The following is a 26,414-nucleotide window of genomic DNA, read 5'->3' on the forward strand; positions in this document are numbered from 1 at the left end:
CGGCGTCAGGGTAGCGGCACGCGCCCCACGATCTTCAGCCCATAGCCGGCGGAGGCCGGAAGCACGGTCTGGGACGAGCTCAGCAGCAGCATGTCACGGACGCCGAGGTCGAGCAGGATCTGGGCGCCGATCCCGTAGTCGCGCAGGACGTTGGCGGTGTGATCGGCCTGCGGCTGGCCATAGCGCTCGGACAGCCAGTGGGGATTGGAGTCGCGGATGAAGACCGCCACGCCCGCCCCGTCGTAGTCGGCCAGGGCCTTGAGCGCGCGCGGCACGTACTCCCGGCGCGCCTCGACCGCACCCAGCATGTCGGTGGCGAGATCGACGCGGTGCATCCGGACCAGGGTGGGTTTCTCGGGCTCGATCTTGCCCCGCGAGAGGACGACGTGCTCGGTCTGGTCGATGGAATTGCGGTAGATCACCATCCGGAAGCGCCCGCCGAAGGCGCTTTCGAACGGGGTCTCCAGCACACGCTCGACCTGGCGCTCGGTGCGGCGGCGGTAGGCGATCAGATCGGCGATGGTGCCGATCTTCAGGCCGTGGAGCTGGGCGAAGGCCACCAGATCGGGAAGTCGGGCCATCGACCCGTCGTCCTTCATGATCTCGCAGATCACGCCGGCGGGGTTCAGGCCGGCCATGCGGCTGATGTCGACCGCCGCCTCGGTGTGGCCGGCGCGGACCAGGACGCCGCCGTCCTTGGCCACCAGCGGGAAGACGTGGCCCGGCGAAACCACGTCCTCGACGCCCTTCGTCGGATCGACGGCCACTGCGATCGTGTGGGCCCGGTCGTGCGCCGAGATGCCCGTCGTCACGCCGTCGCGGGCCTCGATCGAGACGGTGAAGGCCGTGCCGTGGCCCGAGCCGTTCTCGTGCGCCATGGGGGGCAGGCGAAGCTGGCGGGCGCGCTCGCCGGTGATCGACAGGCAGATCAGGCCGCGCGCGTGCTTGGCCATGAAGTTGATCTGCTCGGGCGTCGCGAACTGGGCGGGGATGATGACGTCGCCCTCGTTCTCGCGATCTTCGGCGTCGACCAGGATGTAGGGCCGCCCGTTACGGGCGTCCTCGATGATGTCCTCGATCGGGCTGATCGCGCCTGTCACGGGATCGTCCTCGGAGCCGGTCGGGGGAACGAGATAGGGACGCTTCATCGTGCTGCGGCCTTCAATGGGTGCTGGCTCTCATCCGGGCGAACTCCATCACCTGCTCGGCGACGGTGGCGAGCTGCCAGGCGTCTTTCTGGTCGTTGCAGTTCCCGGCCTCGTCGAAGAGACCGGCTCCCGCGTTCAGGGCTGCGCCGAACGGCGTCGGCCAGCCCCGCAAGGCATGTATGATCGCCCGCAGCGCCATCAAGGTGGTGCCGGCCGCCTGCCAGCCGTCGGCGGTGATGATCGTCCCGACGGGCTTGTGCGACAGGTAGGGCTCGGCGTCGCCCCGCGTCAGCTCCAGGGTGTCGAGCGCGTTCTTGATCACCCCCGATATCGAGCCGTGATAGCCGGGGCTGGCCACGATGACGCCGTCGGCGGCGCGGATCGCCTCGGCCAGTTCCTGCTGGGCCGTGTTGGTCTCGCCCGGCCGCGGATCGAAGATCGGCAGGCCCGACAGGAAGGCCCCGCCGAGGAGCCGCGTCTCCGCGCCGCGCGCCTCGGCCATCTTCAGCGCGCAGGCCAGCGCCTTCTCGGTGGACGAGCCGGCCCGGACGGTTCCGCCGAGGCCGACGATGAGAGGCTTCCTGATCATGACCTAGCGCTAGCGCGCCGACCCTGGGGGAGTCACGCGTCTTCGGCCTCTTCGGTGAACACCTTCTTCAGCTCGGTCTTGAGGATCTTGCCGTTCGCGTTGCGCGGCAGGGTCTCGGGCCAGAAGGCGACCTTGACCGGGACCTTGAACGCCGCCAGCCGCTCGCGCACCCACTGGCGCAGCTCAGCCTCGGTCGCCGTCCCGCCGGGCTTGAGGTGGACGACGGCCGCCGGCTCCTCGCCCAGGGTCTTGTGCGGGATGCCCACGAGGGCGGCGTCCATGACGTCGGGATGGTCGTAGAGGACGTTCTCGACCTCGACGCAGTAGATGTTCTCGCCGCCGCGGATCAGCATGTCCTTGGCCCGGTCGATGATGAAGAGGAAGCCTTCCTCGTCGATCCGCGCCAGGTCGCCGGTGCGGAGCCAGCCGTCCCGGAAGGTCTCGGCCGTGGCCTCGGGCTTGTTCCAGTAGAGCTTCACCACCTGCGGGCCTTTCACCCACAGCTCGCCGACGGCGCCGGCGGGCAGGATCGTCTCGCCATCGGCCGGATCGCGCACGTGCATCTCTCCGACCGGCGCCGCGGGGCCGGCGCTGTCGGGGCGGTTCTCGTAGTCCTTGCCGAGATGGCTGGTGAAGGTGGCCGTGGTCTCGGTCATGCCCCAGCCGTTGCCGGGCTGGGAGCCGGGGAACGTCTCGGCGATCCGCCGCACCAGCTCGGGCGCCGAGGGCGCGCCGCCATAGCTGACGGTCACCAGCGACGACAGGTCGTACTTCGCCCGCGCGGGATGCTCGATGAGCTGCCAGGCGATGGTCGGCACCCCGCCCGTGGAGCTGACCTTCTCGCGCTCGATCAGGCGCATCGCCGGCTCGGCGTCCCATCGGCGCATGAGCACGAGCTTGCCCCCGGCGCTCATCGACGGCCCGACCGTCGCCGACAGGCCGGTGGCGTGGAACATCGGCACCACCAGCAGTGTGACCCGCTGCGGCAGCTTCGTGGCGTCCATCTCGGGCAGCGGCTGACCGGCGCGCAGGAAGTTGCGGGCCGCCGAGATCCCGCCGGCCCCGATGTTCGAGGTCATGTTGCGGTGGGTGCCGAGGGCGCCCTTGGGACGCCCGGTCGTCCCCGAGGTGTAGAGGATGGTGGCGTCGTCCTCGGGCTCCAGCGGCACGTCGGGCAGGGCCAGTTCGGGCAGGGCGCCCCAGTCGTTGACCCGCCCGATCACGTCCTCCAGCCGGCGCGTCTTGGCCGGCAGGTCGGCCCCGGCATGCCGGGTGACGTAGACCGCTTCCAGGTCGGGCAGCTTGTCCAGGAACTCGGCGATACGGTCCAGGCGCTCCTCGTCCACCAGGGCGACCTTGGTCCCGGAATCGGCCAGGCCGTATTCCAGCTCGGGGCCGGTCCACCAGGCGTTCAGGGGCGTGACGATGGCCCCCACGAGCTGCCCGGCCCAGAAGGCCACCGCCCATTCCGGCAGGTTGCGCATGATGACGGCGACCCGGTCGCCCTTCCTCACCCCGTCGGCCAGGAGCTGGTGCGCGAGTTTGAGGGTGGCCCGCCCGAAGCTGTCGAAGGTGGCCCGGTCGTCCTCGTAGACCAGGAACTCGCGATCCTTGAACCGCTGGCCGTTCAGGAAGACGTCGCGCAGCGTGGGCGGGGCGTTCTTCCATGTCTTCGTGGGCACGCCCCGGATCACCTTCTCCTCGATCTCGAAGGGCGCGCCGGGGGCGGTGAGGCGCGCGTGCGCCTCGGCGATCGACATCGCGGGCCAGGTTTTCGAAGAGTCGGTCATGAGCGGTCCCTAACGCGCCGACCCCGCGTCACCCTGAAGGGCGCTGCGCACGTCGGTCTTGGAAAAGTCGTCTCCTACGAACAGGAGCGGGCAATCGTATCTCCGGGCGACTTCGTAGGCGAAACAATCGCCGAGGTTCAGCTTCGCAGGATGAGCCCCCTTGCCCCATGTGGCATAGGCGTCTGCGATCCCGTTGATCGTCGCGAGCGTCACCGGGACGACGTCCCACTGAAGATCTCGCGCCAGTCGGTTGATCTCATCGAGCAGATTGCGCCGCCCCGCCACGATCAACGTTTCCGCGAGCGTGCCTGCCGAGATCAGCAGCTTCTGCTCTTCCATCAACCTGTTGAAGCACGCCTCGGCCGCAAGCTCGCGGCTGACGATCGCGATGAGCGCCGACGTGTCGATGGCGATCAACCTGGCAGCCCATCGTCGTCATAGAGGAAGTCCTGGCTGCGGGCCGCGCCAGGACCGGGCGTGATCCTCCCGGGGCCGGTTCGCATGACGTCCTCCAGCGCCCGCCTGCGCCGCGCCATGTCGACGGGCCTGGAAATGGGCTGCAACCGTACGATTTCATGGCCGTGACGGGTGAGCACGACATCCTCACCCGCCTCGGCCCGCCGCACGAGTTCGGTCAACTGAGCCTTGGCCTCACTGAGAGAAATCCGCACGACGAACCTTTTGGACCATTATGTAGTCCAAACATATAGCTTCGTGCGCTTCGTACAACCTCAGCCCGCCTCCGCGGCCCTGCGCCCGGCATAGTGTTCGCGGATCACGCCGAGCTCCTTGGCGAAGCGCTTCTCGGCTTCCTCCCGCAGCTTCGGGATGTGGTAGCTGGGGAAGAGGTCGTTGTCGGGCGTGTAGTCCTTCAGGATCTGCTTCGCGAGCGTCACCTTGTGGACCTCGGTCGGGCCGTCGGCGATGCCCATCACCAGGCTGGAATTGACCATGTGCATGAAGGGCATCTCGTTCGAGACGCCCAGGGCGCCGTGCAGGTGCGCCGCCTTGGTCGCCACGTCGTGATAGACTTTAGGCATGGCCACCTTGATGGCCGCGATGTCCTTGCGGACTTTGTTGTAGTCCTTGTGCCGGTCGATCAGCCACGCGGTGCGCAGGACCAGCAGGCGGAAGCTCTCCACCGCGATCCAGCTCTCGGCGATCTGCTCCTGCACCATCTGCAGGTCGGCGAGGCGACCGTCGCGCGTGGTGCGGGAGACCGCGCGGCGGCACATCAGGTCCAGCGCGTGGCGGCAGGCGCCGACGGTACGCATGGCGTGGTGGACGCGCCCGCCGCCCAGGCGCACCTGGGCGATCATGAACGCCGCGCCGCGGTCGCCCAGCAGGGCGTCATAGGGCAGCCGCACGTCGTTGTAGCGGACATAGCCCTCGTTCCCGCCGCCGATCTGGCCCCCCGCGCCCACGGCGACGTTGCGGATGATCTCCACGCCGGGCGTGTCGGTGGGCACCAGGAAGATCGAGGTTCGCCGGTAGGGGTCCTTCGCGTCGGGGTCGGTGATGGCGTAGAGCACCAGCACCTTGGAATACTGGGCGTTGGTCGAGAACCACTTCTCGCCGTTGATGACCCACTCGTTCCCGTCCAGCACCGCGCGGGTCTGGAAGGTGAGCGGGTCCGAGCCGCCGGTGGGCTCGCTCATCGAGAAGGCCGAGCGGATCTCGCCGTTCAGCAGCGGCCAGAGGTAGCGTTCCTTCTGCGCCTCGGTGCCGTAGTGCGCGATGATCTCGGCGTTGCCGCTGTCGGGCGCCTGGCAGCCGAAGACCGATGGCGCCAGGCTGTTGCGGCCCAGCTTCTCGTTCATCAGCGCCAGCTTGAGCTGGCCGTAGCCCTGGCCGCCCAGCTCGGGGCCCAGGTGGCAGGCCCACAGGCCCTGATCCCTGACCTTCTGTTGTAGCGGCTTGATGAACGTCTCGCGCCCGACCGACGAATAGGCCGCCATGCCGAGGTGCGACACGGGCTCGACCTCGTCGCGCATGAAGTCCTCGATCCAGTCGAGCTTCTTCTGGAACTCGGGATCGGTCTCGAAATCCCAGGCCATGGATCGCCTCCCAGCGGACCGCCGATCAGGCGGAGTTTTCGTATTCTGGGTATGTTAGGCGCGCGTCCGAGCAATATCAAACGCTGGCTCAGAACGCGCCGCCACGGCCCTCGCCCGAGACGAATCGCGTGGCGCCGTCCATCGCCGAGCCAGTGCGCAGGGTCTCCATGCCCACCTTGATCTCGAAGGCGGTGGCCTGGTCCCAGTCGAGCGACCATTGCGCCAGCGCCGAGAGCCGGTCGTTGCGCATGCAGAGCTGGGGGAAGCCCGAAAGCTGACTAGCCAGGTCCAGCGCGGCGGCCAGGGCCTCGCCTTTGGGGACCACCCGGTTGGCCAATCCCATCGCCAGCGCCTCCCGAGCATCGACGGGGCGGCCGGTGAGGATCATGTCCATCGCCCGCGACTGGCCGATCAGCCGGGGCAGGCGCACGGTGCCCAGGTCGATCAGCGGCACGCCGAACCGGCGGCAGAAGACGCCGAAGACGGCATCCTCGGCCGCCACTCTCAGGTCGGCCCAGCAGGCGACCTCCAGGCCCCCGGCCACGGCATGGCCCTCGATCGCGGCGATCACAGGCTTGCCGAGCCGCAGACGCGTGCAGCCCATCGGTCCGAAGTCGCCGTCCGGCTTCACGGGATTGCCGCGGCCCTCGCTGACACCTTTGAGGTCGGCCCCGGCGCAGACGGCGCCGCCGCGGCCGGTCAGCACCGCCACGTCCAGGCCGTCGTCGGCGTCGAAGGTCTTGAAGGCGTCGTAGAGCTCGCGCGCGGTGGGGCCGTCCACGGCGTTGCGGCGCTCGGGCCGTTCGATCGTGACGATGGCCGTCCGGCCGTCGGTCTCGTAGCTGACGTTGGGCATGGTGCGCCTCCCTGAAGAGGCGGCGATGCTGGCGCTTGCGACCGCCGGGAAGGCAAGACCAAATGCGGACAAACAGGGACGGGCAAATCAGGGAGAGGCGCATGGGCAAGGCCAAGCAGCACGGGTTCTCGAAGGAGCGGCTTCAGCGGATCGACCGGTTCCTGGAGGAACGATACGTCGGCCCCGGCCGGATGCCCTGCGCCCAGTTCCTGCTCGCCCGCGACGGCGAGGTGGTCCACCAGACCCTGCTGGGCCACCGGGACGTCGAGCGCGGGACGCCCATCGCCGAGGACACGGTCTTCCGCATCTATTCGATGACCAAGCCGGTCACCTCGGTGGCGCTGATGCAGTTCGTGGAAGAGGGCCGCATCGCCCTGGACGACCCCGTGGAGCGACACATCCCGGAATGGAAGGGGATGGGCGTGTTCTCGGCCGGCGCGGACCCCTACCTGACCACGCCGCCGGCGCGGCCGATGCAGGTGGTCGACCTGCTGCGCCACACCTCGGGACTCACCTACGGCTTCCAGAACCGGACGAACGTGGACGCGGCCTATCGCAAGCTGAAGCTGGAGGAGATGCACGCCGGCCACGACCTGGAGGCCATGATCCGGATGCTGGCGAAGCAGCCGCTGGAGTTCTCGCCGGGCGAGGCCTGGAACTACTCGGTCTCCACGGACGTCTGCGGCTGGCTGGTGCAGACGCTGGCCGGCAAGCCCCTGGACGAGGTCTACCGCGAGCGCATCTTCGAGCCCCTGAAGATGGCCGACACCGGCTTCCACGTGCGGGACGACCAGCGCGCCCGCTTCGCCGCCTGCTACAACGCCGCGCCAGGCGGCAAGATGAAGCTTCAGGACGACCCGCAGAAGAGCCCCTACCTGGCGCCGCCGGCGTTGCTGTCGGGCGGCGGCGGGCTGGTGGGCACGGCGGCCGACTACATGCGCTTCGCCACCATGCTGCTGAACGGCGGCGAACTGGACGGCGCGCGCATCCTGGCGCCCAAGACCATCGAGCTGATGGCGTCCAACCACCTGCCCGGCGGGGCCGACCTGACCCAGGTGTCACGCTCGCTGTTCTCGGAGAGCACCAACGCCGGCGTGGGCTTCGGCCTGGGCTTCGCGGTGGTGTTCGACCCGCCCCAGACCCTGGTGCCGTGCAGCCTGGGCGAATTCTACTGGGGCGGCGCCGCCTCGACCGCGTTCTGGGTCGATCCCGTCGAGCAGGTGACGGCGGTGTTCATGACCCAGCTCCTGCCGTCGTCCACCTATCCGGTCCGGCGCGAGCTCAGGACCCTGGTGTATTCGGCGCTGATGGAGACCTACGGCTAGCCTCGGCGGCGTCGGCCAGGGCCTCGGCCTCCTCGATCATCGGCTGGCCGAAGCCGGTGTCGGGCTCGTCGGTGACGGGCGGCGTGGTGGGCAGCATCCGCGACGTCCGCCAGCCGCCCCAGACGTAGTAGCCCGCCGCCAGGATCAGGGTCACGGCCGAGCCGATCGGGAAGCTGATCCAGATCGCCTCGGCGCCCATGTGCGGCTCCAGCGCCGTGGCCAGCGGCACCCGCACCACCCAGAGCGAGATGACCATCGCCAGCAGGGGCGGCCACACCGCCCCCGTCGCCCGCACCACGCCCGAGAAGATGAAGGCGATGCCGAAGGGGATGAAGCCCCAGAGCACGATCGAATTGATGTGGATGGCGATGGGCAGCGAGGGGCTGTCGCCCGGCAGGAAGGCGCGCAGCACCCAGGGGTCGGCCAGGTAGATCAGCACCACGGGGACCGCCGTGAACAGAAGCGCCCAGAGCGAACCGGTCCGCGCGATCTGCTCCACCCGGTCCATGCGGCCGGCGCCGACGTTCTGGGCCGCCATCGACGAGACGGCGGCGCCCAGGGCCATGGCCGGCATCTGCACATAGGTCCAGAGCTGGGCCGCCGCGCCGTAGGCCGCCGAGGTCTCGACGCCGTGGCGGTTGACCAGGCTCATCATGGTCACCGCCGCCAGCGAGGTGACCATCATCTGGAAGCTCATCGGCACGCCCTTGAACACCAGGCCGCGGATGATGGGCAGGTCGGGGACCAGCAGCCGGAACTCGCCCGGGCGCAGCACCAGGATGGACTTGCGGCGATACAGATGGACGATCATGGCCGCGAGGGTGATCGTCTGCGCGATCAGGGTGGCGGTGGCCGAGCCGGCGATCCCCAGTTCGGGGAACGGCCCATAGCCGGTGATCAGCAGGGGGTTCAGGACGATGTCCAGCGCCACCATCAGGATCGAGAAGTAGAACGGCGTGCGGCTGTCGCCCACGCCGCGCTGGGCCATCATCACGTACGAGAAGAAGTACATGAACGGCATGGCCGAGAAGATCACCCGCAGGTAGGCGATGGCGTCGCGGCGCGCCGCGGCCGGGGTGCCCATCGCGTCGAGGATGTGCGGGGTCAGCCAGACGCCCAGCAGGCCGACGCTGAGGGACACGGCGACGAAGAAGGCGGTGGAGGTGCCGATCACCTTCTTGGCCTGGGCCTCGTCGCGGGCGCCCACCGCCTGGCCGATCATGATGTTGGACGCCATCGACAGGCCGAACACCGCGCCCAGCATGAGGAACATGATCTGGTTGGCGTTGACCGTGGCGGTCAGCGCCGCCTCGCCCAGGATATGGCTGACCCAAACGGCGTTGGCCGAACCGTTCACCGAGTGGAGGATGTTGGTCGCCATCACCGGGAGGGCGAACAGGACCAGCGTCCTGCCGATCGGGCCGGTGGTCAGGTCCGGGACCTTGCGGCCGCCGGCCATGCGGCCGGGTCCTCGCGCCGCTTCCCCCGGACTGTCCACCTTCGCCCCCGCTCGCTCGGCCCGACCGGCCCGCACCGAGGCTTCTAAGGGCGCGCGCCGGGCAGGTTCAAGCACGGCGGGCGGTCGCATGACGACTTCACGACAGCTTGAGGCGGCCGGCTTTCGCGCTAAGGAAGCCGCATGACCCTGAAGATCCTACAGTTCGGAACCACCGGTCAGCTCGGCGTCGAGCTGCTGCGCCAGGCGCCCGGACACGACGTCGCCGTCACCGCCCTGGGCCGCGCCGAAGCGGACCTGGCCGATCCGGACGCGGCGGCCGCCCAGGTGCGGGCGCACCGCCCGGACGTGGTGGTCATCGCCGCCGCCTATACCGCCGTGGACCTGGCCGAGACCGAGGGCGACCTGGCCCGGACGGTGAACGCGCTCACGCCCGGCGCGATCGCGGCTGCGGCGCGCGAGGCGGGCGCCGCGTTGATCAACGTCTCGACCGACTACGTCTTCGACGGCGACGGGGGCGCCCCCTATGCCGAGGACGCGCCGACGAACCCGCTCAACGCCTATGGCCGCACCAAGCTGGAGGGCGAGCGGACGGTGGCGGCGGCCAATCCCCGCGCGCTCAACATCCGCACCTCGTGGGTGGTCTCGCCCCACGGCAAGAACTTCGTGAAGACGATGCTACGCGTGGCGGCGGCCGGGAACCCCCTGAAGGTGGTGGACGACCAGGCCGGCCGGCCCACCTCGGCGGGAGACCTGGCGGGCTTCATCCTGGGCCTCGCGCCGCGACTGGCGGCGGCGCCCGCCGGCGACCCGCTGTTCGGGACCGTCCATTTCGCCAACACGGGCGAGGTGACCTGGCGCGACTTCGCGGTGGAGATCTTCGCCCAGGCGCTGGGCGAAGCGGCGCCCGAGGTGGGCGGGCAACGCACCGCCGACTACGTGACCCCGGCCCGCCGCCCCCTGCGCGCGACGATGGACCTGGGGCGGCTCGAGCGCGTGTACGGCGTCACGCCCCGGCCGTGGCAGGCGGCGCTGGCCGACATCGTCGCGGAACTGAAGGGCTAACGCGTCGGGCGACAGGCGCCGACGCCCGGTCCTGCAAGGCCGCGCCGCGGCGTCTTCCGGATTCAACGAACCGCGGACAGCGGAGGCGCGCGAGCGCGTCAGGCCGCAAACCTCAGGAAATGCACCCGCGCGGCGCCGTAGTCGCGGGCGTCGAGGACTTCGTAGCCGGGCGTCTCGGGCGTCGGCTCGGACACGCCGCGTTCGAAGACCACGACCGCGCCCGGCGCCAGCCAGCCGCCTTCAGCGAGGCGCGCCAGGGCCTGTTCGCCCAGGCCCTGGGCGTAGGGCGGGTCGAGGAAGGCCAGGTCGAAGGCCGGGCCATCCGCGCCGGGGCGCACGCCCAGGTCGACGGCGGAGCGGCGGTGGACACGGATGCGGCCGAAGAGGCCGAAGGCGTCGACGGTCTCGCGGATGGCGCCGCGGGCCGCCTCGCCCGTCTCGACGAACAGGCAGAAGGCGGCGCCGCGCGACAGGGCCTCGAAGCCCAGGGCGCCCGAGCCGGCGAAGAGGTCGATCACGCGCCGGTCCCGGAGGCCCGGCGACCAGGGCGCATGCTCCAGGATGTTGAAGATCGCCTGGCGCGCGCGGTCCGAGGTGGGGCGGGTGGCCTCGCCCTCGGGCGCGACGATCGGCCGGCCGCGGAATTCTCCCGAGACGATGCGCAAGCCCGTGACTCCCTATGGCCGGGGACTCCTGCGACCCTGGCCTTCTTGATGACTGGGGTCTCCCGTTCCAAGGTTTCGGCCAAGACGCAAGAGCGCGGAGACAAGGAGGAGGACGCATGAGCCTGGTCACGGTCGAACGGCGCGGCGGGACGGCCGTCGTCACCTACGCCAACCCCCCGTTCGGCACGATGACCGCGCCGGGCGCGCAGGAGATGCTGGAGGCGTTCCGGCCCCTGGCGGCCGACCCGGCGGTGCGGTCGGTGGTGATCACCGGCGGCCTGCCCGGCGTCTTCATCCGCCACTACGACGTGGACGAGCTGGGTGCGATGGGCGAGCGACTGAAGGACGGCCCACCGCCGCCCCCGCCGACCGACCCGGGGGCGCGGCCGACGGAAGGATACCTGGCGCTGGTGGACGCCATCTTCGAGGCGCCCAAGCCCGTGGTCGCCGCGATCAACGGCCTCTGCATGGGCGGCGGGTTCGAGCTGACCCTGGCCTGCGACCTGCGGATCGCGGCGCCGGACGTGGAGGCCATCGGCCTGCCCGAGACGCGGGTCGGCATCTTTCCCGGCGGCGGCGGCACGCAGCGGCTGCCGCGCGTGGTGGGCGAGGCGAAGGCGCTGGAGATCATCCTGCGCGGCCTGACGTTCCGGGGCGAGCAGGCCCACGCCATCGGCCTGGTCCACGAGCTGGCCGACGACCCGCTGGCGCGCGCGCTGGAGATCGCCGCCGAGTGGGCGGGGCGCGGCGCCGAGGGGCTGGCCTACGCCAAGCGGCTCACCCGCGCGGCCCTCGACCGCCCGGTTTGGGAGGGGCTGGCCGACGAGCGCCGGGCTTTCCTCGAGGTGATGTCGACGGCTTCGGCCCGCGCGGGGCTGGGCCAGGGCCGGCCGCCCGCGGAGATCCAGCGGATTTAGGCCCCTTGCCGACGCCGCGGCCTCGCGCCCTCTCCTCACCAGGTTCGGGGCCAGGTTCGGGGAAAGCTTCGGACGCCCCCTTCTTTCGCTGAGGGGGGTCGTTGCGAAAAGCGCTGGCGGCCTTGGTTCGCCCCTCCCCCTTGCGGGGAGGGGCGTTCTGCGACGGCTTCCCGTGGGCGGGTGGAATCGCGAAGCGGCGCCTGGGGCGCGGCGGAGGACTTGCGCTTGGGCGGGGGATGCGGACGGGCCTTGGGCTTCGCCTTGGCCCAGCCGGCCTTGTAGGTCTTCTTCGCCGGCTTCGCCTCGGACCTGGACTCCGGCGCGGACTCCGCGGCCGCCGGCGCCTGGGCGGCGCGGCGGGCCTTCTTCGCGGGCGAACGGTACTGGGGCCGTTCGCCCGTGGGCAGGTTGGCCGGGTCGATGTGGGCGGCGAACTGCTCGCGGATCACGCGGGGACCCACCTCCTCCACCTCGCCGACGTCCAGCGTGCCGAGCGCCAGGGGGCCGTAGGCCAGGCGGATCAGGCGGTTCACCTTCAGCCCGAGGGATTCCAGCACCCGGCGCACCTCGCGGTTCTTGCCTTCGTGCAGGGTGACGGTGATCCAGAGGTTCGCGCCCTCGCGACCCTCCTTCGCCTTGTCGAGCCGGGCCTCGATGGCGCCGTAACGCACGCCGTCGACGGTGACGCCGTCCTTCAGCCGGTCCAGCGCGGCCTGGGTCGTGCGGCCGTAGGCGCGGGCGCGGTAGCGGCGCACGATCCCGGTGGCGGGCGACTCCAGCGCGCGCGCCAGCTCGCCGTCGTTGGTGAGCAGTAGCAGGCCTTCGGAACTCAGGTCGAGGCGGCCCACCGAGATCAGCCGCGGCAGGCCCTCGGGCAGGGCGGCGAACACGGTGGGGCGGCCCGCCGGGTCCTTGTGGGTCGTCACCAGGCCCACGGGCTTGTGATAGCGGAACAGGCGGGCGGGCTCGGGCTCGCCCACCACCTCGCCGTCGACGGTGACGATGTCGCCGGCCTCGACCTTGACCGCGGGGGTCTCCAGCGCGCGGCCGTTGACGGCCACCCGGCCCTCGGCGATCAGGCGCTCGACGTCGCGGCGGGAACCGACGCCGGCGCGGGCCAGAAGCTTGGCGACGCGCTCGCCGGCCGCTTCGCTGTCGGGGTCATCGGCGTCGGTCCCGGCTTGACCGGACGCGTGCGGCTGGGTTCGTAGGGGATCGTGGACCATGACCGCCGGACAATGCGCATCGCGCTCGAAGCCGCGCAAGCCGCCGCCGCGGCCGGCGAGACGCCCGTGGGCGCGGTGATCGTGGATCCGGCGACCGGCGAGGTGGTGGCCGTCGGCGCGAACCGGCCCATCGGCGCCCAAGACCCCACCGCCCACGCCGAGATCGTCGCCATCCGCGCGGCGGCGGAGAAGCTGGGGAACTATCGCCTCACGGGCCTGGAGCTGTTCGTCACCCTGGAGCCCTGCGCCATGTGCGCCGGCGCCATCAGCCACGCGCGGATCGGGCGGCTGGTCTACGGCGCCGACGACCCGAAGGGTGGGGCGGTGGTCCACGGCCCGCGCGTCTTCGACCAGCCCACCTGCCACTGGCGGCCGGCGGTGGCGGGGGGCGTGCTGGCCGAGGAGTCGGCCGACCTGCTGCGCGGCTTCTTCCGCGCCCGGCGCAAGCCGCGGCCGGGGACTTCCGGGCCGGAGGCCTGAGATCCGGCGAGCGGCGTGACGAGCCCTCATGGCGCGAAGGGTGCGGGGCGCCTTGCCAACCGGCCCCCGCCGGCCCGATGATCCTCCAAAAGAACGGTATGGGAGGACGTCATGGCGGGACTGCTCGACGGAAAGGTCGCCATCATCACAGGCGCGGGCAACGGGCTGGGCGAGGCCTACGCCAAGCTGTTCGCGAAGGAAGGCGCCGCGGTCGTGGTCAACGACCTGGGCGGCGCGCGGGACGGATCGGGCGCCGACGTCTCGGCGGCTCAGAAGGTGGTGGACGCCATCGTCGCGGCCGGCGGCCGGGCCGTGGCCAACGGCGACGACGTCTCGACCGTGCAGGGCGGCGAGAACATCCTGAAGGCGGCGCTGGACGCGTTCGGCCGGGTGGACATCCTGGTCTGCAACGCCGGCATCCTGCGCGACAAGTCGTTCGCCAACACGTCCGAGGCCGACTGGGACGCGGTCATCAAGGTGCACCTGAAGGGGACCTACTGCTGCGCCCTGCCGGTGTGGAAGTGGATGAAGGAGAACGGCGGCGGCTCGATGGTGCTGACCTCGTCCACTTCGGGCCTCTACGGCAACTTCGGCCAGACGAACTACGGCGCGGCCAAGGCCGGCATCTACGGCATGGTCCGGGTGATGGCGATCGAAGGCCGCAAGTACAACATCCGCGTCATGGGCCTGGCGCCCGGCGCCTACACCCGGATGACCTCGGACCTGCCCGGCCGCCAGGGGCGCGAACCCGACCCGCTGAGCCTGCCCGAGAACGTGGCGCCGGGGGTGCTCTACATGGTCTCGGACCTGGCCGCCGAGCACTCGGGCAAGATCCTGGGCGTCTCGGCGCGTGGCGTTCGCGAGATCAAGATGCTGGAGACCGAGGGCTTCACGCCCGGCCGGCCCTACACCGCCCAGGAGGTGGCCGAGAACGCCTCGAAGGTCTTCTTCGACGTGGCCGAGAACGTGCATCGGCTGGCGCCGGCAGGTTAGCCGGCGGGTTGGGCCGGGACCCGGCCCGCTACAGCGCCAGGCTGGCGCGGGCCGCCGCCAGCGCGCGTTCCAGGCCGTCGGCGTCGAAGGCGGCGGCGGTCCCGTGGCCCCACACCGGGCCGGGCCAGGCGGGATCGCCGGCCCATCGGCCGATCACATGGACGTGGAGCTGCGGCGTGATGTTGCCGAGCTGGCCCACGTTCAGCTTGGCGACCGGAAGGCCCAGGGCCTCGCCCACGGCGCGCACCGCCGTCCCGGCCTGGACCACCTCCTCCACCAGCCGCCCGCGCTCGGCGCCCGACAGGTGCTCGAGCTCGGTCGCGCCCGCCACCCGCGGGAGCAGCACCAGCCACGGCCAGCGGGCGTCGCCGTGCAGCCGGACGTGGCAGAGGGCCAGGTCGCCCACGCTTTCGGAGGTGGCGGGGAAGGCCGGATGCAGATCGAACATGGCCGCAAGCGGGTGCGGCATTGCCGCACGGGCGTCAACGAGCTAGAGCCCGCGCCGACATCACAATGAGGAGTGGTCACCCATGGCGAAGAAGCCCATCCGCGTGGCGGTCACCGGCGCGGCCGGAAACATCGGCTACGCCCTGCTGTTCCGGATCGCCTCGGGCGAGATGCTGGGCAAGGACCAGCCGGTGATCCTGCAACTGCTGGAGATCCCGGTCGAGGGCCCGCAGAAGGCGCTGAAGGGCGTGGCCATGGAGCTGGAGGACTGCGCCTTCCCGCTTCTCCAGGACATGGTGCTGACCGGCGACCCGGACGTGGCCTTCAAGGACGCCAACTGGTGCCTGCTGGTGGGCTCCAAGCCCCGCGGCCCCGGCATGGAGCGGGCCGACCTGCTCAAGGACAACGGCAAGATCTTCATTGCCCAGGGCAAGTCGATCGACGCCAACGCCGCCGACGACGCCCGCGTCGCGGTGGTGGGCAACCCCTGCAACACCAACGTGATGATCGCCGCCAGCCAGGCCAGGCGCCTGACGCCCGACCGCTTCACCGCGATGGTGCGCCTGGACGAGAACCGCGGCCGCAACCAGCTGGCCAAGAAGGCCGGCGTCCCGGTGACCGACGTCTCCGAGCTGTTCATCTACGGCAACCACAGCCCGACGATGTTCGCCGACTTCACCCACGCCAGGATCGGCGGCAAGGCGGTGACCGACGTGATCACCGACCGCGCCTGGCTGGAGACCGAGTACCTGCCGACGGTCGGCAAGCGCGGCGCGGCGATCATCGACGCCCGCGGCCAGTCCTCGGCCGCCTCGGCCGCCAACGCCCTGATCGACCATGTCCGCGACCTCGTCACGCCGGGCGCGATCCATTCGGTGGCCGTGGCCAGCGAGGGCCGCTACGGCTTCGACGATGGCGTCTGGGCCGGGATGCCCGTCAAGACCACCGCGCCGGGCGCCTACGAGGTCATCACCAGCTACGAGATGGACGACTTCGCCACGTCGAAGATCAAGATCACCAACGACGAGCTCGTCGGCGAGCGCGACACGGTGAAGGACATGCTGGGCTGACGCCCCGCCGCGGCCGGCCGCGGCGGACGCCTCCCGAAGGACCTGGAAGACCATCGAGCCCGCCGCAACCCGCGGCGGGCTCGTTGCATGACGCTGGTGGCGTCAGGCGGCGGCCCAGTTCAGGGCCTCGGGGTCGTCGATGGCCATCTCGTCCCAGTCGAGGTCGGGCGGCGGGCTCATGGCCGCGGCCACGACGGCGCTCATCTCGGCGGCCGAGGTGACGCCCACGAGGACGTGGCTGGCCTCGGGCCGGGTCAGCGCAAAGCCCAGGGCGGCCTGGAGCGGATCGGAGCGGCCTTCGGCGATCAGGCGCCGCGCGCGCGAGATGCGGCCGGCGGCGGCCTTCAGGTGGCTGGGCGCGCGGTCGGGCGGCAGGAAGAGGACGCCGTTCAGGAAGATCGAGCGCAGGTGGACCTCGACGCCCATTCCCGCGATCGTCTCCAACGAGCCGTCGAGCAGCAGGCGCTGGTCCAGCAGCGAGGCGGGCGCCTGGACGAGGTCGGGCTTGAAGCGGCGGGTCACGCCCACCGGATCGTCCGAAGCGTAGACCGGCACGCCGATGCGCCGGCACAGGCCCTGGTCCTTGAGCGCCTTGAGGCGGTCCCACAGGGCCGGGCCCAGCGGCGAGAACAGGTCGGTGGCCGACGGCGCGACGACGGCGTCCACCCGCTCGACCCCCAGCCGCGTCATCTGCGCGCGCAGCTCGGCCTCGACGGCGTCGGGGCCGCGTTCGGGCCGGATGGCGGTCAGGGTGATTCGGAACGGGATCGGCTGGGGCAGGGCTGCGCGCAGCAGGGTGTCGGTGGTGGTCGTCTGGCGCGCCACTTCCAGAACCGAGAGGCCCGACCGCCCGGCGATCGAGAGGATGTCACGCGCTTCGGCTTCACGCGGCCGGCCCCTGGGGCCGGGCGTTGGGCCGGGCGGTTGGTCGAGACCGAACTGGCTGGTCCCGAGGCCGAGTTTCTGGAGCGGTGAAGTCATTCAGGCCCGGGTGCTTGGTGAAATCCGTTCGAGCGGCCATTTTGACGCAGGGATGACTAAGAACCCGTATCCCACCGATGATTAACGCGTGATTGACTCTGTCCCCGATCTTCCGGAATGGCCGATGTTCGGCCTGGCCGAGGACGTGCGCCCGGCGATGGCCGCCGCGCGGGCGGCGGGCCACGCGTTCGTCCTGGGAACCCTGGTCGCCGTGGGCGGCGGCGGGCCGCGGCCCGAGGGCACCCAGATGGTCTTCGCGCCCGGGCTCGTCGCCGGGTACTTCTCGGGCGGCTGCGTCGAGGGCGACGTCGCCGGTCACGCCCGCGCGTGCCTAGCCGACGGACGGCCCCGGACCCTGGTCTATGGCGAGGGCAGCCCCTGGCCCGATATCCGCTTGCTGTGCGGCGCGCGCATCGAGATCGTGCTGGAGCGGATCGCGCCCGACGATCCCGCCCTGGCCGAGCTGCTGGACGCCTGGACCGCGCGTCGGGCGGTCGCCTACGTCAGCGACGGAACGCGGCGGGCCTGCGCCGCCGGGGCGGCAGTGTTCGCGGGCTCCAGCGTGGTCCGCGCCTACGATCCGACGCCGCGGCTGGTGATCGTGGGCGGCGACCCCACGGCGCTGGCCATCGCCGAGCTGGGGGCGCGCTCGGGCTTCGAGACCACCCTGGTTCGACCCAAGGGCCCCTCGACGCCCCCGCCGGTGGCCGGGATCGCCTATCGCCGGGACGAACCGGCCGAGGCGCTGGCCGCCGTCGGCCTGGACCCCTGGACCTATGTGGCGGTGGCCACCCACGACCTCGACACGGACCGCGCGGCGCTGAAGGCCGCCCTGCCCTCCGAGGCCGGCTATGTGGGCCTGCTCGGCGCCCGGCGGCGGCTGGCGGGCCGGCTGGCGGAGCTGGAGCATGAGGGTTTGCCGGCGGCGGCGATCGCACGCCTGCGCGCGCCCATCGGCCTCGACATCGGCGGCAAGGCGCCGTTCGAGGTGGCGGTCTCGGTGATCGGCGAGATCACCGCCCTGCGCCACGCCGCCGCGCTCACGGCTTCGACGGCGCAGGCCCTGGCGTCGTAGCGCGCCCGGCCGCGGCCCTCCAGCCTCCGCGCGAGCGGAGGCCAGCATTCCCCTTTCGCCCGCTCGTACCTCGTGCGTGAGCTCCTGGCCGATCGCCGGCGGCGGCTAAGCCCGGGCGAGCGGGAGGACGTCGACGAGGTCGCCGGCCCCGGCCGCCGGAGCGCCGGCGGGGCGGACGAGCAGGGCGTCGGCGGCGGCGAAGACGCCGACCAGCGAGGAGTCCTGGTCCCGGTAGGGGCGGGCGGTGAGGCCGGCGTCGGCATGGCCGAGCCGGGCGCGCATCCAGTGTTCGCGCGGGCCGTTGGCCGGCAGGGGCGCGTCCAGCCGGGCGCGACGCATGGGCAGCGCGGGATCCGCGCCCTGGCAGGCCGCGATCAGCGGGCGAAGGAACAGTTCGGCGCAGACCATCGCCGAGGCGGGGTTGCCCGGCAGGCCCAGCAGCCGACGCCCGTCGCCGAGGAGGCCGAAGAAGGTGGGCTTGCCGGGCCGAATCGCCACGCTGGCGACGCGGAGCTGAAGGCCCAGCGCCTCGGCCGCGCCGCGCACGAGATCGTGGTCGCCCACCGAGGCGCCCCCCACCGTCACCACGAGATCGCCCTCGGCGTCGCGCAGGGCGGCCACGGTGGCGTCGAAGTCGTCGCGCACCGGCCGCGCGCGGCGGACCACGGCCCCCCAGCCCTCGGCCAGGGCCGCCAGGGCGCGGGAGCCGGAATCGTAGATCTGGAACGGTCCCGGGACGGCCGGCGCCTCGACGATCTCCTCGCCCGTGGAGAACAGGGCGATGCGCGGCCGGCGCGCCACCGAAAGCGTCGCCCGCCCCGCCGCGGCGGCCAGGGACAGCCGCCAGGGGTCGATCCCCGCGCCCCGACGCAGCAGCGTCTCGCCAGCCCGGAAGTCGCCCCCCGCGGGACGGAGATGATGGCCAGCCGAGGCCCGCGGCACGGCGACGACACCGTCGGCGGCCGTGGCGTCTTCCTGGATGACCACCGCGTCGCAGCCGGCGGGAACCGCCGCGCCGGTGAAGATGCGGACGGCCTGGCCCGCCGCCACGGCGCCGCCGTAGGCGTGGCCGGCCGCGCTCTCGCCGACGATCGCCAGGCGGCCGGGCGTGTCGGCGGCGCGCACCGCCCAGCCGTCCATCGCCGAAGCCGGGAAAGGGGGCTGATCGCGGACCGCGGCGACGTCCTCGGCCAGCACGCGGCCCACGGCCGCCTCCAGGGACACGGCCTCGGCCTCGGGAACAAGGGCCTCGGCCAGCATCCGCGCCCGGGCGTCATCGACGGAAAGCAGTTTCATGGGTCCGATATAGCCGTCATCCCGCCGGCGGCGAACCGGGTGCTATCCCAGATGAGCCCTGTAGAGCGCGAGCAGCTCGGCCCAGGCCTTCTCCGCGGCGGCCTCGTCGTAGACGGGGCTCCCCTTCACGCACCAGCCGTGGTTCGCGCCTTCATAGACCTCGACGGCGGCGGGGCGGCCGGCGGCGGCGAAGGCGGCGCGGAGCCGATCCTTCTCCTGCGGGCGCTGCTTGTCGTCGTTGTCGGCCGTGGCGACGAGATAGGCCGCCTTGGTCTTCGGGATCAGGAGATGCGGGCTGTCGGGCGTGTCCGACACCAGGACGCTCGCGTGGAAAGTCGCCGCGGCGCCCACCCGATCCGGCCGCACGGCGGCGGTCCGCAGGGTGAACGGCCCGCCCATGCAATAGCCCTGGACGCCGATCTTCTTCGCCGTGTCGGTCTGGGGCTGGGCGTCCAGGAAATCGACGTAGGCGGCGGCGTCGATGTCGACCTTGTCGTTGGTGAGGGCGGCGCGCAGCGGCGCGATCTTCGCCCTGTCGTCCTGGCTGGCGAAGTTGAAGGCGCCCTCGAACACCGGGGCCTTCCTCGAGCGGTAATAGAAGTTGGGGACCAGGACCACGTAGCCCGACGCGGCCAGCCGCCGCCCCATCTCGCGGAACACTGGGCGCAGGGACAGGAAATCGCACCAGATCACCACCCCCGGCCACCGGCCCTTGCCGGCCGGATGGAAGAGGGCCGCATCGGCCAGGCCGTCGGGCGTCTTCACCTCGACGTCCTTCTCGACCACGCCGTCGACGAGCGCGGGGGCCGCCAGGGCGGGGCTGGCGAGCCCGCCGGCGGCGGCGGCCGAGAGCAGGCCGAATGTCCGCCGCGAGACCGTGGGGTCGTGGATCAGGCCTTCGTGGATGTCGTCGCACATGGCGGGGCGCCTCGGTTTCCGTCGCCGGCGATGTTGCGTCGTCTTTGGAGAATCCGCCACCTCTTCGCGACGACCGGCGGTTCGCGATCGTCGCGACATGATAGTCAGGGGCATGGCGACGCTGCGTGAGATCCGGGCCCGGACGCTGGGGCCCTATTTCGAGGCCCAGCTCCGTCTGGCCGGGCACATGGCCGGGCTGACCGGCGTCTCCCTGGGGGAGGCTGCCTGGCGATACACGAACTTCCACCGCCGGTTCGGCTACGGCTCGCCGGACGAGGCGACGCGGGCGGGGCCAGCCGGGAACCCGTGGCGCGCCTACGCGACGGCCCTGGAAGCGGCGGACGGCCTGGCCGCCCAGGTGCGTGCGACGCAGGACGCGTTCATGAACGGGCAGGACGAACGGCTTCCCCTGCCCGGACAGGACGGCTTCGGCTGCTTTGCCTGCGAGGCGCCGCGGCCGGACGGGGCGGTGCGCATCCATTTCTTCAACGCCGACACGGACGGCGCGGGCGGGCCGCTGGCGGCCGGCAAGGCGCCCCGCCGGCGGGCGGAGCTGGCGCGGATGACCGCCCACGTCCGGCGCGAGCACCCTCAGGCGCGGACGATCCGCGGGAAGTCCTGGCTCTACAACCTCGAAGCCTACCGGCGGCTGTTCCCGGCGGACTATGTCGCTTCGCGGACGCCGGCCAAAGGGCCGCTGCATCTGACCGGCACATCGAGCTGGGGCCAGCTCATCGACAGCCGCGAGGCGATCCGGCCCGAGCTGCGGGACGCCTTCGTCGCGAACCTGTCCAGGCTGGACCCCGACGCGCCCTGGCGGGCGTTTCCCCTACGCGTCCTGTCCGTCGAGGCGCCGATCGAGAGCTTCGAGGCCCACCTCAGCGGATCGCGACCGGATTGATCACGATCTGGACCGTCCCCTCGAACCGCGGCTGACCCAGGACGAACAGGAACTCGGTCACGCCGTCGGCCGCCAGGGCGTTGGTGTCGATGGTCTCCAGGACGTGGACGCCCTTCTTGGCCAGCAGGGTCTGGTGGACGATGAAGGGCCGGTCCGGGTTCTCGAACGGGATCGGCTCCAGGGCGACGGTGTCGGCGCCGATGGCCACCACCCCCTGGTCGGCCAGCCAGATCGCGCCCTCCTCGCCCAGGCCCGGCTCGGTCGAGCGGAAGACGTCGCGGTCGCTCTGGGCCTTGGCCGCCATCCAGCCGGTGTGGAAGAGGACGACGTCGCCCTTGCCCACGGTGACCTTCTGGGCGCGCATGGCCGCTTCGATGTCGGCGCGGTTGAACGCCTGGCCGGCGGCGAGCGGCTTTCCGAAATGCCTGACCATGTCGATCAGGACGCCGCGCGTGACGATGGGCGGCACGCGGGCGAGGTCGAGGGCGAAACCCTTGTCGGTGTTCACCTGCGAGGCGTGGAGGCCGTTGTAATAGCGGTGGTCGATGCCCAGGTGGCCCAGGCCGTCCATCTGGGTGCCGATGCCCATGCTGGTGACGACCCGCTCGTCATAGGCGGTGACCTTGTTCGCGCCGACCGGCGGGGCCAGGGGGGCGGCAGGGCCGGGTATCCGTTCGACGGAATATCTGCGCTCGCCGTAGGCCGGGGTCGAGACGCCGGTGGGGACGCCCAGGGCATAGACCTTGCCCGTCGTGACCAGAGCGGCGGCGCGTTTCACGCCCTCGGGCGAGAGGTTGTTGACGGCGCCCAGGGTGTCGGCCGCGCCGTAGGCCGACGGATACCAGGCCTCGTGCGCCGTCGCCGCGCCCGCCATCAGCGTGGCCGCCAGCGCGGCTCCCGCCGCGATCCATCCCGTCCGGCCCATGAACACCTCCCTCGCCCTGCTTGTTGTAGGGCCAGCGTGTCACGATAGCCCGGCCGGCGACAAGCTCATGCTCCAGTCCTGCGAGGCCGCGAAGCGGCGCCTCTCGAAATTCAAGGAACCGCGGAAGATGCGGAAAAGCGCGGAAGGCGAAGCTGCGATTCCGCGGTGACATGGCGGAGCCTCCGCTCGCGCGGAGGCCCGGGACTCCCGACCGGATTTTTCGTCTGGCTTCGTGGCTGACGAAGCGTGCGCCTGCGGGCCTAGGCGAGGGTATCCGGCTGCGGCGCGACAGGGGCGGTTTCGGTGAGGGGGCGGCCGCCGATGGGGCGGGGGGTGCGGCGATCCTGGGCGTGGATCTCGGCGAAGGTCAGGTGCGGGTGGGTGCGCGCCAGCTCCCGAAGGCGGGTGACCCAGATCGGCGCATAGGCCACGGCCACGCCCACCGCGTCGCCGGCGAAGTCGCTCCACGAGGCCTGACGGCCGAGGGCGGCCTGGGCCAGCTCGCTCATGGCGCCCAGCAGCACGGCGACGATCGCCACCTCGCCGGCCCGCGAGCGGGGCAGCGCGGTCAGCATCGCCAGGGTGACGCCGTAGAACAGCAGCGCATGCGCCACATGGTCGGGAAACGGCAGGCCGAGATCGCCGTAGCGGAACGGGCCCGTGAGCGCGATCACCGCCGCCACGCCGCCCAGCGCACCGCCCGCGCGCAGGCCTTGCATCAGTCGGTGGGGCGTGAGGCGCATGGGGTCCGGGGCGGCGGGGAGGAACGGCCCCACCCTGCCCGAACGTCGTGAAAGCCCGTTGAAGAGGCGTGGTTAGCGCGAGGTGACCATCCGACGGGACAGGCCCTGGACCCCGCCGACGGCGATCAGGCTCTGACCGCCGAAATAGAGTCCCCAGACCGCCAGGCCCATGGGCAGGATGTCGAGCGCCGGACGGCCTGTGCGCAGGAAGATCAGCAGGTCCGAGGCCACGAACATCAGGGCGCCGGCGGCGACCAGGGCGCGCGGCAGGCGGCTGAGCCATGCGGCGGCAGCCATCGCGGCGAGCCCGAAGGCGTAGAGCGCCACGCCCGGCGCCAGGCCCCGGTCGGGCGGCAGCAGGAACGAGACCCCCGTCGTCACCGCCACGATGGCTCCGGCGACGATCCAGTCCAGGCGGGCGAGGGCCGGCCGCCGGTTGCGCGCGTAGAGGGCGATGGCGACGAGATGCCCCGCCAGGAAGGCGAAGGCGCCGACGACCAGGCCGTGGGTCGCCAGCAGCACGTCGCCCAGCGCGCCGAACGCCAGGACGGCCGCCAGCATCCAGCCGTCGCGGTTGCGGGCCTCGAGGCCCGCCCAGACCGCCAGCAGGGACACGCCGGCCCCCTTCCACGCCACGCCGACCGCGTCGGGCAGGTCGGGCGACCACAGGCCGGCCGCGATCGCCGCGGGCGCCAGGCCATAGGTGATCCCGGCCGCGAGGGCGGCGAAGAGGACGATGCGGTTCATTCCCAGCCCTTCAGGTCGCACCACACGTCCAGCGGGTCGCGTGTGGAGCGCCAGCCGTTGATCGGATGGTCCGGGTCGCGGTAGCCGAGCGCGAGGCCGGAGAACACCATGTGATCCTCGGGCAGGCCGGTAGCCCGGGCCACCGAGAGGGGGTAGCGGGCCCAGAACTCCTGGGCGCAGGTGTCCAGCCCGCGTTCGACGGCCAGGAGCATGACGGTCTGCATGTACATGCCCAGGTCCGACCACTGGGGCGGGCCCAGCTTGCGGTCCAGGCAGAAGAAGATCCCCACGGGCGCGCCGAAGAACTGAGCGTTGCGCGCGAACCAGCGCAGGCGGGCGGCCTTGTCCTCGCGCGGGACGCCGATGGACGCGTAGAGCTGCTCTCCGTTCTCGAACCGGCGGGTGCGGAAGGGGTCCCACAGGTCGGGCGGGTAGACGGCGTATTCCATCGGCTCGCCGGCGGGGTTCCCGGCGACCTCGGCCTTGAACGCCTCCAGCGGGGCGCCCGTCAGGGCGTAGACACGCCACGGCTGGAGATTGCCGCCGGACGGGGCCCGGGCCGCGCGCTCCAGGATGTCGGCGACCACGGCCCGGGGCACGGGGTCGGGCTTGTAGGCGCGCACCGAGATGCGATGTTCGACGGCGTCGGAGACGTTCATGGGGAACCTGTTGACCTTGGCCTTGCGAATCTCGGCTAGCATCTCAACGCTAGGTGAAGGCAAGCGACGTGGGCAAACGCGGTAAGTCGGGCGGGATCGCGGGCGCATTGGGCGCCGCGCTGAAGATCGTGGTCGTCGCCGGCCTGGTCGTCTTCTTCATCGGCCCGGTGATCGCCGTCGCGGTCTATCGGTTCGTCCCGCCGCCCGTCACCATCCTGATGATCCAGCGGGTGTTCGAGGGCCACGGGCTGGACCGCCGCTGGGTTGCGCTCGACGACATCTCACCCAACCTCGTCCGCGCGGTGATCGCCGCCGAGGACGCGCGGTTCTGCGAGCACATGGGCTTCGACGTCGAGGCCATCGAGAAGGCCATGACCGCCAACGCCTCCGGCAAGCGGCTGCGCGGCGGCTCCACCATCAGCCAGCAGACCGCCAAGAACGTGTTCCTCTGGCCGCAGCGGGACTGGGTGCGCAAGGGCCTGGAGGCCTGGTTCACCGGCCTGATCGAGGTCGGCTGGGGCAAGCGGCGGATCATGGAGGTGTACCTCAACACGATCGAGTTCGGCCCCGGCGTGTACGGCGCGGAAGCCGCCGCCCGGAAGACCTTCGGCGTGCCGGCCAGCAAGCTCACCCCCACCCAGGCGGCGCGGCTGGCGGCCATCCTGCCGAAGCCGCTGGGGTGGCGGGCGGCCACGCCGGGCCCCTATGTCCAGCGGCGCGCAGGCGCCATCAACCGCAACGCCCGCGTGGTCCGGAGCGAGGGCCTGACCGCCTGCGTGCTGACGTGACGGGCGCCGAAGTCACGGGCGCCACGAATATTTTGTTCTGAAGTAATCGATCCTTAGCCCTGGGCGTGCAGGATGCTGGGACTGGAACCGGAAACGCCCCCATGTCGAGATCCGGGCTGAAACCCGGGCCGAAGCTCGGCCTCGTCGCCCTCGCCGCCCTCGCCGCCGTGGTCCTCGCCCCACGGACGGGCGGGGCCGACGTCCCCGCGCCGCCCGCGTTCGAAAGCGCCCAGTAGCCGGCCTCCAAGTCGCCGGTCCGATAGCCGGCGCCGCCTCGAGGGAGGGCGGCGCGTCGAAGGCGGAACGCGGAAAACCAGGAACGCGGAACCCGGGGATGGCGTTGTCCTGCACCGAACAGGTTGCAGGAGGCCATTCCATGAAAGTCGCCGACGTCATGACCGCCCAGGTGGTCACCGCCACGCCCCGTTCCACCATCGCCGAGGTGGCGCGCACCATGGCGCAGATCGAGACGGGCGCCGTGCCGGTCACCGACGACGGCCAGGTCGTGGGTCTCGTCACCGACCGCGACATCGTCCTGCGGGCGGTGGCGGAAGGCCTTCCCCTCAGCACGCCGATCTCCGAGGTGATGACCGAGGGGGTGGAAACCTGCCGCGAAGACGACAGCGTCGCCGACGCCACGGGCAAGATGGGCGGCAAGCAGATCCGCCGGCTGGTGGTCCTCAACGACAGCGGCCGGCTGGCCGGGATCCTGTCGCTGGGCGACGTCGCCCAGGAGTACGGCGCCAAGCAGGTGGGCCGCACCCTGGAGGAGATCAGCGAGAGTACGCCGGCGGCGCAGTAGCGACGGCGGAACAGGCCTGGGGGCCTGTGCGATGGCGAAAGCCCCATGCCATCTTCTGACGCTGGATAAGGATCCGATCACCCACGCGACAGAAGGTTCCTGGATGGAGGTCTATACGGACCTCCCGGTCGCCGACATGCGCGATGGCGTACGCCCTGATCCTGTGCTCGGACGGAAGCGTCCCCAGCCGCAGAACCGAACCGTAGACCTCGGTCGTCGGGCCGACTGGTGTCATCGCCCACAGAAAGCCCATCAGTATCGCAGCGAGAAGGAGGATGGCGAGCACGAGCCTGCCGCCATGCTCCTCAGAATCCGGCAGAACGGCCCGTCGAAATTCCCGCGCGATCTGGATGTCGCGAAGACTTGGACCCATCTTCTTCATCGACTGGAGACCTTGGGCCCATTCCGACAGCGTCGCCATTCGACCCTTCGCTCCTTGATCTCGGAATGAGCGCCCCTCAAGTTTCTTCTTCAAGGAATAATCTGCCTCGAAAG

General features: G+C 71.3%; 30 protein-coding genes. 11 read left to right on the forward strand and 19 right to left on the reverse strand.

Annotated features, from left to right (window positions below):
- Window positions 1–5: 5 nt before the first annotated feature.
- The 7 genes from ribB to WG212_RS20835 all read right to left on the reverse strand — a co-directional run bounded on the left by ribB (window position 6) and on the right by WG212_RS20835 (window position 6,440).
- Window positions 6–1,148 (reverse strand): 3,4-dihydroxy-2-butanone-4-phosphate synthase, encoded by a 1,143-nt coding sequence (gene ribB / locus WG212_RS20805; protein WP_337189027.1) that lies wholly within the window; start codon window positions 1,146–1,148, stop codon window positions 6–8.
- 13 nt (window positions 1,149–1,161) lie between these two features.
- Complete coding sequence (locus WG212_RS20810; RefSeq protein ID WP_337189028.1) at window positions 1,162–1,737, reverse strand: NADPH-dependent FMN reductase; 576 nt, start codon at window positions 1,735–1,737, stop codon at window positions 1,162–1,164.
- A gap of 32 nt (window positions 1,738–1,769) precedes the next feature.
- Window positions 1,770–3,527: a class I adenylate-forming enzyme family protein gene (locus WG212_RS20815; RefSeq protein WP_337189029.1), complete on the reverse strand. Its 1,758-nt coding sequence runs from the start codon at window positions 3,525–3,527 to the stop codon at window positions 1,770–1,772.
- 9 nt (window positions 3,528–3,536) lie between these two features.
- The gene (locus tag WG212_RS20820) at window positions 3,537–3,944 is read right to left on the reverse strand and encodes a type II toxin-antitoxin system VapC family toxin (RefSeq protein ID WP_337189030.1); all 408 of its coding nucleotides are present in this window, start codon (window positions 3,942–3,944) and stop codon (window positions 3,537–3,539) included.
- A complete protein-coding gene (locus tag WG212_RS20825; protein WP_337189031.1) occupies window positions 3,941–4,198 on the reverse strand; it encodes a type II toxin-antitoxin system prevent-host-death family antitoxin in 258 nt (85 codons plus the stop codon). Before WG212_RS20825 ends, WG212_RS20820 begins: the two co-directional genes overlap by 4 nt.
- A 60-nt stretch (window positions 4,199–4,258) precedes the next feature.
- Complete coding sequence (locus WG212_RS20830; protein ID WP_337189032.1) at window positions 4,259–5,584, reverse strand: acyl-CoA dehydrogenase family protein; 1,326 nt, start codon at window positions 5,582–5,584, stop codon at window positions 4,259–4,261.
- Window positions 5,585–5,672: 88 nt separating this feature from the next.
- A complete protein-coding gene (locus WG212_RS20835) occupies window positions 5,673–6,440 on the reverse strand; it encodes a crotonase/enoyl-CoA hydratase family protein (RefSeq protein ID WP_337189033.1) in 768 nt (255 codons plus the stop codon).
- Between the two features lie 101 nt (window positions 6,441–6,541).
- On the opposite strand from WG212_RS20835, the gene WG212_RS20840 reads away from it, so the two are divergent.
- Window positions 6,542–7,765, forward strand: a complete 1,224-nt coding sequence (locus tag WG212_RS20840) for a serine hydrolase domain-containing protein (RefSeq protein ID WP_337189034.1) — start codon at window positions 6,542–6,544, stop codon at window positions 7,763–7,765.
- Here the strand turns inward: WG212_RS20840 and WG212_RS20845 are convergent.
- Complete coding sequence (locus WG212_RS20845) at window positions 7,722–9,224, reverse strand: MATE family efflux transporter (protein ID WP_337189035.1); 1,503 nt, start codon at window positions 9,222–9,224, stop codon at window positions 7,722–7,724. The two genes, WG212_RS20840 and WG212_RS20845, sit on opposite strands and share 44 nt — an antisense overlap.
- A 180-nt stretch (window positions 9,225–9,404) precedes the next feature.
- Between WG212_RS20845 and rfbD the strand changes: the two genes are divergently transcribed.
- Entirely contained in the window at window positions 9,405–10,286 is an 882-nt protein-coding gene (gene rfbD, locus WG212_RS20850; RefSeq protein WP_337189036.1) for a dTDP-4-dehydrorhamnose reductase, read from the forward strand.
- 98 nt (window positions 10,287–10,384) lie between these two features.
- Here the strand turns inward: rfbD and rsmD are convergent, their stop codons facing one another.
- Window positions 10,385–10,951, reverse strand: a complete 567-nt coding sequence (rsmD, locus tag WG212_RS20855; RefSeq protein ID WP_337189037.1) for a 16S rRNA (guanine(966)-N(2))-methyltransferase RsmD — start codon at window positions 10,949–10,951, stop codon at window positions 10,385–10,387.
- Between the two features lie 116 nt (window positions 10,952–11,067).
- On the opposite strand from rsmD, the gene WG212_RS20860 reads away from it, so the two are divergent.
- Window positions 11,068–11,868, forward strand: coding sequence for an enoyl-CoA hydratase/isomerase family protein (locus WG212_RS20860; RefSeq protein ID WP_337189038.1), 801 nt, complete (start codon window positions 11,068–11,070; stop codon window positions 11,866–11,868).
- Window positions 11,869–11,903: 35 nt separating this feature from the next.
- Here WG212_RS20860 and WG212_RS20865 read toward each other — a convergent pair whose 3' ends face one another.
- Window positions 11,904–13,094, reverse strand: a complete 1,191-nt coding sequence (locus WG212_RS20865) for a pseudouridine synthase (protein ID WP_337189039.1) — start codon at window positions 13,092–13,094, stop codon at window positions 11,904–11,906.
- Between the two features lie 12 nt (window positions 13,095–13,106).
- On the opposite strand from WG212_RS20865, the gene tadA reads away from it, so the two are divergent.
- Both tadA and WG212_RS20875 read left to right on the forward strand, forming a co-directional pair.
- Window positions 13,107–13,574 (forward strand): tRNA adenosine(34) deaminase TadA, encoded by a 468-nt coding sequence (tadA, locus tag WG212_RS20870; protein ID WP_337189040.1) that lies wholly within the window; start codon window positions 13,107–13,109, stop codon window positions 13,572–13,574.
- A 111-nt stretch (window positions 13,575–13,685) separates the two neighbouring features.
- Window positions 13,686–14,567: an SDR family NAD(P)-dependent oxidoreductase gene (locus tag WG212_RS20875; protein WP_337189041.1), complete on the forward strand. Its 882-nt coding sequence runs from the start codon at window positions 13,686–13,688 to the stop codon at window positions 14,565–14,567.
- 28 nt (window positions 14,568–14,595) lie between these two features.
- Here the strand turns inward: WG212_RS20875 and WG212_RS20880 are convergent, their stop codons facing one another.
- A complete protein-coding gene (locus tag WG212_RS20880; RefSeq protein WP_337189042.1) occupies window positions 14,596–15,036 on the reverse strand; it encodes an HIT domain-containing protein in 441 nt (146 codons plus the stop codon).
- 61 nt (window positions 15,037–15,097) lie between these two features.
- Between WG212_RS20880 and WG212_RS20885 the strand changes: the two genes are divergently transcribed.
- Window positions 15,098–16,084, forward strand: a complete 987-nt coding sequence (locus tag WG212_RS20885; RefSeq protein ID WP_337189043.1) for a malate dehydrogenase — start codon at window positions 15,098–15,100, stop codon at window positions 16,082–16,084.
- 102 nt (window positions 16,085–16,186) lie between these two features.
- Here the strand turns inward: WG212_RS20885 and WG212_RS20890 are convergent, their stop codons facing one another.
- Window positions 16,187–17,065 carry a bifunctional regulator KidO gene (locus WG212_RS20890; protein ID WP_337189044.1) on the reverse strand — a complete coding sequence of 293 codons (879 nt, stop codon included), beginning with the start codon at window positions 17,063–17,065 and terminating at the stop codon, window positions 16,187–16,189.
- An 88-nt stretch (window positions 17,066–17,153) separates the two neighbouring features.
- Between WG212_RS20890 and WG212_RS20895 the strand changes: the two genes are divergently transcribed.
- Complete coding sequence (locus tag WG212_RS20895; RefSeq protein WP_337189045.1) at window positions 17,154–18,140, forward strand: XdhC family protein; 987 nt, start codon at window positions 17,154–17,156, stop codon at window positions 18,138–18,140.
- A gap of 105 nt (window positions 18,141–18,245) precedes the next feature.
- Here WG212_RS20895 and glp read toward each other — a convergent pair whose 3' ends face one another.
- Together glp and WG212_RS20905 are read right to left on the reverse strand one after the other, a co-directional pair.
- On the reverse strand, window positions 18,246–19,436 hold the full coding sequence (gene glp, locus WG212_RS20900; protein WP_337189046.1) for a gephyrin-like molybdotransferase Glp: 1,191 nt from the start codon (window positions 19,434–19,436) through the stop codon (window positions 18,246–18,248).
- Between the two features lie 42 nt (window positions 19,437–19,478).
- Window positions 19,479–20,354 (reverse strand): dienelactone hydrolase family protein, encoded by an 876-nt coding sequence (locus tag WG212_RS20905; protein ID WP_337189047.1) that lies wholly within the window; start codon window positions 20,352–20,354, stop codon window positions 19,479–19,481.
- A 112-nt stretch (window positions 20,355–20,466) separates the two neighbouring features.
- On the opposite strand from WG212_RS20905, the gene WG212_RS20910 reads away from it, so the two are divergent.
- A complete protein-coding gene (locus tag WG212_RS20910; RefSeq protein ID WP_337189048.1) occupies window positions 20,467–21,255 on the forward strand; it encodes a hypothetical protein in 789 nt (262 codons plus the stop codon).
- On the opposite strand, the gene WG212_RS20915 is transcribed toward WG212_RS20910, so the two are convergent.
- From WG212_RS20915 to WG212_RS20930, 4 genes are all read right to left on the reverse strand, one after another.
- The gene (locus WG212_RS20915) at window positions 21,233–22,180 is read right to left on the reverse strand and encodes a cyclase family protein (protein ID WP_337189049.1); all 948 of its coding nucleotides are present in this window, start codon (window positions 22,178–22,180) and stop codon (window positions 21,233–21,235) included. The genes WG212_RS20910 and WG212_RS20915 overlap by 23 nt on opposite strands.
- A 260-nt stretch (window positions 22,181–22,440) precedes the next feature.
- Window positions 22,441–22,923, reverse strand: coding sequence for a hypothetical protein (locus tag WG212_RS20920; RefSeq protein ID WP_337189050.1), 483 nt, complete (start codon window positions 22,921–22,923; stop codon window positions 22,441–22,443).
- 72 nt (window positions 22,924–22,995) lie between these two features.
- On the reverse strand, window positions 22,996–23,670 hold the full coding sequence (locus WG212_RS20925; RefSeq protein WP_337189051.1) for a lysoplasmalogenase family protein: 675 nt from the start codon (window positions 23,668–23,670) through the stop codon (window positions 22,996–22,998).
- Window positions 23,667–24,371: a nitroreductase gene (locus WG212_RS20930; RefSeq protein ID WP_337189052.1), complete on the reverse strand. Its 705-nt coding sequence runs from the start codon at window positions 24,369–24,371 to the stop codon at window positions 23,667–23,669. The genes WG212_RS20925 and WG212_RS20930 overlap by 4 nt, the downstream gene beginning before the upstream one ends.
- A gap of 65 nt (window positions 24,372–24,436) precedes the next feature.
- Between WG212_RS20930 and mtgA the strand changes: the two genes are divergently transcribed.
- From mtgA to WG212_RS20945, 3 genes are all read left to right on the forward strand, one after another.
- Window positions 24,437–25,117 (forward strand): monofunctional biosynthetic peptidoglycan transglycosylase, encoded by a 681-nt coding sequence (gene mtgA / locus WG212_RS20935; RefSeq protein WP_337189078.1) that lies wholly within the window; start codon window positions 24,437–24,439, stop codon window positions 25,115–25,117.
- Window positions 25,118–25,218: 101 nt separating this feature from the next.
- Window positions 25,219–25,353, forward strand: coding sequence for a hypothetical protein (locus WG212_RS20940; protein ID WP_337189053.1), 135 nt, complete (start codon window positions 25,219–25,221; stop codon window positions 25,351–25,353).
- A gap of 140 nt (window positions 25,354–25,493) precedes the next feature.
- Window positions 25,494–25,919 (forward strand): CBS domain-containing protein, encoded by a 426-nt coding sequence (locus WG212_RS20945; protein WP_337189054.1) that lies wholly within the window; start codon window positions 25,494–25,496, stop codon window positions 25,917–25,919.
- Here WG212_RS20945 and WG212_RS20950 read toward each other — a convergent pair.
- The gene (locus WG212_RS20950; RefSeq protein WP_337189055.1) at window positions 25,891–26,340 is read right to left on the reverse strand and encodes a hypothetical protein; all 450 of its coding nucleotides are present in this window, start codon (window positions 26,338–26,340) and stop codon (window positions 25,891–25,893) included. The genes WG212_RS20945 and WG212_RS20950 overlap by 29 nt on opposite strands.
- Between the last annotated feature and the right edge of the window lie 74 nt (window positions 26,341–26,414).

It is taken from the genome of Phenylobacterium sp. (genome assembly GCF_037189685.1).
Taxonomy (GTDB): Bacteria; Pseudomonadota; Alphaproteobacteria; order Caulobacterales; family Caulobacteraceae; genus Phenylobacterium.

Bases quoted from the DNA above. Each gene is read 5' to 3' on its own strand.
- ribB (WP_337189027.1), bottom strand. From the start codon at position 1,148: ATGAAGCGTCCCTATCTCGTTCCCCCGACCGGCTCCGAGGACGATCCC.
- WG212_RS20810 (WP_337189028.1), bottom strand. From the start codon at position 1,737: ATGATCAGGAAGCCTCTCATCGTCGGCCTCGGCGGAACCGTCCGGGCC.
- WG212_RS20815 (WP_337189029.1), bottom strand. From the start codon at position 3,527: ATGACCGACTCTTCGAAAACCTGGCCCGCGATGTCGATCGCCGAGGCG.
- WG212_RS20830 (WP_337189032.1), bottom strand. From the start codon at position 5,584: ATGGCCTGGGATTTCGAGACCGATCCCGAGTTCCAGAAGAAGCTCGAC.
- WG212_RS20835 (WP_337189033.1), bottom strand. From the start codon at position 6,440: ATGCCCAACGTCAGCTACGAGACCGACGGCCGGACGGCCATCGTCACG.
- WG212_RS20840 (WP_337189034.1), top strand. From the start codon at position 6,542: ATGGGCAAGGCCAAGCAGCACGGGTTCTCGAAGGAGCGGCTTCAGCGG.
- WG212_RS20845 (WP_337189035.1), bottom strand. From the start codon at position 9,224: ATGGCCGGCGGCCGCAAGGTCCCGGACCTGACCACCGGCCCGATCGGC.
- rfbD (WP_337189036.1), top strand. From the start codon at position 9,405: ATGACCCTGAAGATCCTACAGTTCGGAACCACCGGTCAGCTCGGCGTC.
- WG212_RS20860 (WP_337189038.1), top strand. From the start codon at position 11,068: ATGAGCCTGGTCACGGTCGAACGGCGCGGCGGGACGGCCGTCGTCACC.
- WG212_RS20865 (WP_337189039.1), bottom strand. From the start codon at position 13,094: ATGGTCCACGATCCCCTACGAACCCAGCCGCACGCGTCCGGTCAAGCC.
- tadA (WP_337189040.1), top strand. From the start codon at position 13,107: ATGCGCATCGCGCTCGAAGCCGCGCAAGCCGCCGCCGCGGCCGGCGAG.
- WG212_RS20875 (WP_337189041.1), top strand. From the start codon at position 13,686: ATGGCGGGACTGCTCGACGGAAAGGTCGCCATCATCACAGGCGCGGGC.
- WG212_RS20880 (WP_337189042.1), bottom strand. From the start codon at position 15,036: ATGCCGCACCCGCTTGCGGCCATGTTCGATCTGCATCCGGCCTTCCCC.
- WG212_RS20885 (WP_337189043.1), top strand. From the start codon at position 15,098: ATGGCGAAGAAGCCCATCCGCGTGGCGGTCACCGGCGCGGCCGGAAAC.
- WG212_RS20890 (WP_337189044.1), bottom strand. From the start codon at position 17,065: ATGACTTCACCGCTCCAGAAACTCGGCCTCGGGACCAGCCAGTTCGGT.
- glp (WP_337189046.1), bottom strand. From the start codon at position 19,436: ATGAAACTGCTTTCCGTCGATGACGCCCGGGCGCGGATGCTGGCCGAG.
- WG212_RS20905 (WP_337189047.1), bottom strand. From the start codon at position 20,354: ATGTGCGACGACATCCACGAAGGCCTGATCCACGACCCCACGGTCTCG.
- WG212_RS20910 (WP_337189048.1), top strand. From the start codon at position 20,467: ATGGCGACGCTGCGTGAGATCCGGGCCCGGACGCTGGGGCCCTATTTC.
- WG212_RS20915 (WP_337189049.1), bottom strand. From the start codon at position 22,180: ATGGGCCGGACGGGATGGATCGCGGCGGGAGCCGCGCTGGCGGCCACG.
- WG212_RS20920 (WP_337189050.1), bottom strand. From the start codon at position 22,923: ATGCGCCTCACGCCCCACCGACTGATGCAAGGCCTGCGCGCGGGCGGT.
- WG212_RS20925 (WP_337189051.1), bottom strand. From the start codon at position 23,670: ATGAACCGCATCGTCCTCTTCGCCGCCCTCGCGGCCGGGATCACCTAT.
- WG212_RS20930 (WP_337189052.1), bottom strand. From the start codon at position 24,371: ATGCTAGCCGAGATTCGCAAGGCCAAGGTCAACAGGTTCCCCATGAAC.
- WG212_RS20940 (WP_337189053.1), top strand. From the start codon at position 25,219: ATGTCGAGATCCGGGCTGAAACCCGGGCCGAAGCTCGGCCTCGTCGCC.
- WG212_RS20945 (WP_337189054.1), top strand. From the start codon at position 25,494: ATGAAAGTCGCCGACGTCATGACCGCCCAGGTGGTCACCGCCACGCCC.
- WG212_RS20950 (WP_337189055.1), bottom strand. From the start codon at position 26,340: ATGGCGACGCTGTCGGAATGGGCCCAAGGTCTCCAGTCGATGAAGAAG.